This is a genomic window from Flavobacterium tructae, from assembly GCF_002217475.1.
GTDB classification, from domain to species: Bacteria; Bacteroidota; Bacteroidia; order Flavobacteriales; family Flavobacteriaceae; genus Flavobacterium; species Flavobacterium tructae.
Map to the genome: position 1 here is coordinate 1 of NZ_MUHH01000012.1, position 5,254 is coordinate 5,254.

Annotated in this window: 2 tRNA genes and 2 rRNA genes; all 4 read right to left on the reverse strand. The window is 46.8% G+C overall.

The features are described 5' to 3' along the window. Nucleotides 1-107: 107 nt before the first annotated feature. Nucleotides 108-2,986 (reverse strand): 23S ribosomal RNA (locus B0A80_RS03050). A gap of 190 nt (nt 2,987-3,176) precedes the next feature. Then, nucleotides 3,177-3,250 (reverse strand) — tRNA-Ala (locus B0A80_RS03055). 142 nt (nt 3,251-3,392) lie between these two features. Further along, nucleotides 3,393-3,466, reverse strand: a tRNA-Ile gene (locus tag B0A80_RS03060). A 125-nt stretch (nt 3,467-3,591) separates the two neighbouring features. Further along, nucleotides 3,592-5,105 (reverse strand): 16S ribosomal RNA (locus B0A80_RS03065). Together the 16S and 23S rRNA genes with 2 tRNA genes alongside form the textbook arrangement of a ribosomal RNA operon. Nucleotides 5,106-5,254 lie beyond the last annotated feature (149 nt).

Consider the following 5,254-nt stretch of genomic DNA (forward strand, 5'->3'; position numbering starts at 1 on the left):
ACAATTGATAATTAAAACAATATTTTAACATACTGAGATAAAGAAACAAATAAGTTTTTTAGTTAAGAAAGTTTCCTCCCGATAGCTTGCGCTATCGGGAAAAGGGTGTACATAAGCTTACGGATTATTAGTACTACTCGACTATGACATTACTGCCTTTACATCTATAGCCTATCAACGTGGTCATCTTCCACGATCCTTAAAAGAAATCTCATCTTGTGGTGGGTTTCGCGCTTATATGCTTTCAGCGCTTATCCCTTCCAAACGTAGCTACTCTGCGGTGCCCCTGGCGGGACAACAGATACACTAGAGGTTTGTCCAATTCGGTCCTCTCGTACTAGAATCAGATCCACTCAAATTTCTAACGCCCACAGTAGATAGAGACCGAACTGTCTCACGACGTTCTGAACCCAGCTCGCGTGCCACTTTAATGGGCGAACAGCCCAACCCTTGGGACCTTCTCCAGCCCCAGGATGTGACGAGCCGACATCGAGGTGCCAAACCCCCCCGTCGATATGAGCTCTTGGGGGAGATCAGCCTGTTATCCCCGGCGTACCTTTTATCCTTTGAGCGATGGCCCTTCCATGCGGAACCACCGGATCACTATGCTCTACTTTCGTACCTGATCGACCTGTATGTCTCTCAGTCAAGCTCCCTTATGCCATTGCACTCTACGCACGGTTACCAAGCGTACTGAGGGAACCTTTAGAAGCCTCCGTTACTCTTTTGGAGGCGACCACCCCAGTCAAACTACCCACCAAGCACTGTCCCCCGATACTCGGGGTTAGGCCTCAGATAAACAAAGGGTTGTATTTCAACAATGACTCCACAACGCCTGGCGACGCCACTTCACAGTCTCCAACCTATCCTACACATCATTTATCCAAGGTCAATACTAAGCTATAGTAAAGGTGCACAGGGTCTTTTCGTCCCACTGCGGGTAAACGGCATCTTCACCGTTACTACAATTTCACCGAGCTCATGGCTGAGACAGTGTCCAGATCGTTACACCATTCGTGCAGGTCGGAACTTACCCGACAAGGAATTTCGCTACCTTAGGACCGTTATAGTTACGGCCGCCGTTTACTGGGGCTTCAATTCAATGCTTCTCCGAAGATAACATCTCCTCTTAACCTTCCAGCACCGGGCAGGTGTCAGGCCCTATACTTCATCTTACGATTTTGCAGAGCCCTGTGTTTTTGATAAACAGTCGCCTGGACCTCTTCACTGCGGCCAGCTTGCGCTGGCGACCTTTCTCCCGAAGTTACAGGTCTATTTTGCCTAATTCCTTAGCCATGAATCTCTCGAGCACCTTAGGATTCTCTCCTCAACTACCTGTGTCGGTTTACGGTACTGGTACTAATTACCTGAAGTTTAGAGGTTTTTCTTGGAAGCCCTTAGGCGCACTATCTCTTTGTCCGAAGACTCCGAGTACTATCGTATTTCACCATTCTCTACGGATTTGCCTATAGAGAATATAGCTAGGTACTTCAACGAACTATTCCGTCAGTTCGCGGCGCTTTCATCACTCCGTCACCCCATCACAGTAATTAGTAGTACGGGAATATTAACCCGTTGGCCATCGACTGTCCCTTTCGGGTTCGCCTTAGGACCAGACTAACCCACAGCTGATTAGCATAGCTGTGGAAACCTTAGTTTTTCGGTGTGCGGGTTTCTCGCCCGCATTATCGTTACTTATGCCTACATTTTCTTTTCCAGCCAGTCCAGCATACCTTACGATACACCTTCAACCCTGCTGGAATGCTCCCCTACCACTTTGTATTGCTACAAAATCCATAGCTTCGGTAATATGCTTATGCCCGATTATTATCCATGCTCGTCCGCTCGACTAGTGAGCTGTTACGCACTCTTTAAATGAATGGCTGCTTCCAAGCCAACATCCTAGCTGTCTGGGCAGACAAACCTCGTTCTTTCAACTTAGCATATATTTGGGGACCTTAGCTGATGGTCTGGGTTCTTTCCCTCTCGGACTTGGACCTTAGCACCCAAGCCCTCACTGTTATCAATCATTATATAGCATTCGGAGTTTGTCAGGAATTGGTAGGCGGTGAAGCCCCCGCATCCAATCAGTAGCTCTACCTCTATATAACTAAAATAACGCTGCACCTAAATGCATTTCGGGGAGTACGAGCTATTTCCGAGTTTGATTGGCCTTTCACCCCTACCCACAGGTCATCCGAAGACTTTTCAACGTCAACCGGTTCGGACCTCCACACTGTGTTACCAGCGCTTCATCCTGCCCATGGGTAGATCACACGGTTTCGCGTCTAACACTACTGACTAAAGCGCCCTATTCAGACTCGCTTTCGCTACGGATCCGTGACTTAATCACTTAACCTTGCCAGCAACGTTAACTCGTAGGCTCATTATGCAAAAGGCACGCCGTCACCCCACAAAAGGGCTCCGACCGCTTGTAAGCGTATGGTTTCAGGATCTATTTCACTCCGTTATTCACGGTTCTTTTCACCTTTCCCTCACGGTACTGGTTCACTATCGGTCTCTCAGGAGTATTTAGCCTTAGCGGATGGTCCCGCCAAATTCAGACAGGGTTTCACGTGCCCCGCCCTACTCAGGATACCACTATCTATTATACTTGTTACCCATACGAGGCTATCACTCTCTTTGGCTCGACTTTCCAGTCGATTCCGGTTCCTTGTACATAAAATGTCGTGGTCCTACAACCCCAACAATGCCGTAACATCATTGGTTTGGGCTAATCCGCGTTCGCTCGCCACTACTTACGGAATCACTTTTGTTTTCTTCTCCTCCGCCTACTTAGATGTTTCAGTTCAGCGGGTTTGCCCACCTATCGGTGTACTATGTCTTCAACATAGTGGGTTGCCCCATTCGGATATCTACGGATCAATCGATGTGTGCTCGTCCCCGTAGCTTTTCGCAGCTTATCACGTCCTTCTTCGCCTCTGAGAGCCTAGGCATCCCCCATACGCCCTTATTTTGCTTATTGTACCAATCTTGTTATTTAAAACAAGACCGTTGTTTTTTGTCTTTTACAATAAATTGTAAAAAACGCTTTCTACTTTCTTATTATTTTCTTATCTCAATATGTCAATGAACTTTGTTTCGCTTTAGGCTTTAAGCAATACGCTTTAAGCTCTCTAGCTTACGACCTACAGCTTATAGCTTATAGCCCTTAGTGGAGAATAACGGAGTCGAACCGTTGACCTCCTGCGTGCAAGGCAGGCGCTCTAGCCAGCTGAGCTAATCCCCCATTTTTTAGTTGTCAGTTAACAGTTTTCAGTTAACAGTACTTAAAACGGTTACTCAACCTCTAAAATTTCCTTGTAAATTAAGCTTTCAGTCTTTTTTAATTATTAATTGTTAATTATTAATTATCAATTCTTTTTAAAAAGTAGTCCCGGGCAGACTCGAACTGCCGACCCCTACATTATCAGTGTAGTACTCTAACCAGCTGAGCTACGAGACTCTGTTTTTACTTAATTCTTTCATTTTTTTAAATTAACAGCAAGAGTAATACAATCTCCAATTCAGAGACCCATAAATAGTCATCTTTTTTCCTTAACGTGCACTAGGCTAACATTAAGGCTCTAGAAAGGAGGTGTTCCAGCCGCACCTTCCGGTACGGCTACCTTGTTACGACTTAGCCCTAGTTACCAGTTTTACCCTAGGCAGCTCCTTGCGGTCACCGACTTCAGGCACCCCCAGCTTCCATGGCTTGACGGGCGGTGTGTACAAGGCCCGGGAACGTATTCACCGGATCATGGCTGATATCCGATTACTAGCGATTCCAGCTTCACGGAGTCGAGTTGCAGACTCCGATCCGAACTGTGACCGGTTTTATAGATTCGCTCCTGGTCGCCCAGTGGCTGCTCTCTGTACCGGCCATTGTAGCACGTGTGTAGCCCAAGGCGTAAGGGCCGTGATGATTTGACGTCATCCCCACCTTCCTCACAGTTTGCACTGGCAGTCTTGTTAGAGTTCCCGACTTGACTCGCTGGCAACTAACAACAGGGGTTGCGCTCGTTATAGGACTTAACCTGACACCTCACGGCACGAGCTGACGACAACCATGCAGCACCTTGTAATTTGTCTTGCGAAAGATCTGTTTCCAAATCGGTCAAACTACATTTAAGCCTTGGTAAGGTTCCTCGCGTATCATCGAATTAAACCACATGCTCCACCGCTTGTGCGGGCCCCCGTCAATTCCTTTGAGTTTCATTCTTGCGAACGTACTCCCCAGGTGGGATACTTATCACTTTCGCTTAGCCACTGAGATTGCTCCCAACAGCTAGTATCCATCGTTTACGGCGTGGACTACCAGGGTATCTAATCCTGTTCGCTACCCACGCTTTCGTCCATCAGCGTCAATCCATTAGTAGTAACCTGCCTTCGCAATTGGTATTCCATGTAATCTCTAAGCATTTCACCGCTACACTACATATTCTAGTTACTTCCTAATAATTCAAGTTTAGCAGTATCAATGGCCGTTCCACCGTTGAGCGATGGGCTTTCACCACTGACTTACTAAACCGCCTACGGACCCTTTAAACCCAATGATTCCGGATAACGCTTGGATCCTCCGTATTACCGCGGCTGCTGGCACGGAGTTAGCCGATCCTTATTCTTACGATACCGTCAAGCTCCAACACGTTGGAGTGTTTCTTCTCGTACAAAAGCAGTTTACAATCCATAGGACCGTCATCCTGCACGCGGCATGGCTGGATCAGGCTTGCGCCCATTGTCCAATATTCCTCACTGCTGCCTCCCGTAGGAGTCTGGTCCGTGTCTCAGTACCAGTGTGGGGGATCTCCCTCTCAGGACCCCTACCCATCGTAGCCTTGGTAAGCCGTTACCTTACCAACTAGCTAATGGGACGCATGCTCATCTTTTACCGTTGTGACTTTAATAGTATCTCGATGCCGAGTCACTATACTATGAGGTATTAATCCAAATTTCTCTGGGCTATCCCTCTGTAAAAGGTAGATTGCATACGCGTTACGCACCCGTGCGCCGGTCTCTATATCCGAAGACATATACCCCTCGACTTGCATGTGTTAAGCCTGCCGCTAGCGTTCATCCTGAGCCAGGATCAAACTCTTCATCGTATATTTTTATATTATATTGCGATGATATCTATCGGTTCTTTTCGAATCTTACGATTCTATTACTCTTATTCTTTTGTTTCGATTTTCATCGAAACGGCTGTCAATTCAATATGTCTACGAACGTATTCTTTTTTCTTAATTTCGCTTGT